Annotated in this window: 1 protein-coding gene; it reads left to right on the forward strand. The window is 65.1% G+C overall.

The window, feature by feature from the left end:
- Window positions 1-1,278 (forward strand): IS110 family transposase (locus ACFHWU_RS29130; protein WP_416592301.1); only part of this gene is annotated, 1,278 nt, incomplete at its 5' end.
- Window positions 1,279-1,372: the final 94 nt, after the last annotated feature.

A 1,372-nucleotide genomic window follows, 5' to 3' on the forward strand; every position in this document is an offset into this window, starting at 1 on the left:
CGGTTGAGCCGGGTCGCGGCCATCGACGTCGCGAAGGCATCCGGCAAGGTCTGTACCCGGCTACCGCATTCGACTCAGCCTCACCGCAGGGTGACGCTGGTCTGGGACGTCGTGTCCACGACCAACGAGCTCTGCGCCTTGGCCCAGCGGTTGGTCACCAATCAGATCGAACGTGTCGTTTTGGAGTCGACCGGCGACTACTGGCGACCGTTCTACTACATCCTGGAAGCCCACGGGGTGACCGTGTGGCTGGTCAACGCCAACGACGTCAAGCAGGTCCCGGGCCGACCCAAGACCGACAAGCTCGACGCGGTCTGGCTGGCCAAGCTCAACGAGCGTGGGATGCTGCGGCCCTCGTTCGTGCCGCCGAAGGCGATCCGGGACATCCGCGACTACACCCGGCTGCGCCACGACCTCGTCGCGGACCGGACCCGCTACAAGCTGCGCTTGGACAAGCTGCTGGAAGACGCTTTGATCAAGCTGTCCACGGTGGCTACCAACTTCCTCGGGCTGTCCGGAAGAGCGATGATCGACGCTCTCGTCGCGGGTGAACGCGATCCCCGCCGACTGGCCGAGCTGGCCCTGGGCAAGCTACGGGTCAAACGTCCCGCTCTGGTTGAGGCGTTGACCGGCCGTTTCGACGACCATCACGCCACGATCGCTGCCGTCCTGCTGCAGCAGATCGATGCCCTTGATGTCGAGATCGACAAGCTCACCGTGATCATCGACCAGCTAATCGCCGCACTGCCTCCGACGGGTACTGGTGAGGACTGTCCTCCTGCGGCCCATCAGCCTTCGGTCTTGGAGCGGCTCGACGAGATCCCTGGTGTCGGACCTCGGGTCGCTCAGATCATCATCGCGGAGACCGGCGGGAACATGGCCCAGTTCCCCACCGCTGGCCACCTGGTGTCCTGGACGAAACTGTCCCCACGCACCATGCAGTCCGGGTCAAAGACCCGCCGCGGACCCACCGGCCGCGGCAGCCCCTACCTTAAAAGTGTGCTCGGTGACGCCGCCGCGGCAGCCGCCCGCACCGACACCTTCCTCGGCGAACGCTACCGGCGCCTGGTCAAACGCCGAGGCAAAGCCAGAGCCCTGGTCGCGATCGCCAGATCCATCCTGACGATCGTCTGGCACATCCTGGCCGACCCGACCGCTAGCTTCATCGATCTCGGCCCGGACCACTACGCCACCCATATCAACAAGCACCGCAAGACCCGTAGCCTCATCCGCCAGCTCGAAGCCCTCGGCCACACCGTTCAGCTCAACCCGGCCTGACCAGCACCACACCCAACGGACAAATTCAGAACCTCGTCGGGGCTGCGCCCCGACGCTGCCGCCTGCCCACTCACGGTTGTTTTTCCGGTCAGAT

This window comes from Micromonospora sp. LOL_015 (assembly GCF_048060275.1).
Lineage (GTDB): Bacteria > Actinomycetota > Actinomycetes > Mycobacteriales > Micromonosporaceae > Micromonospora_E.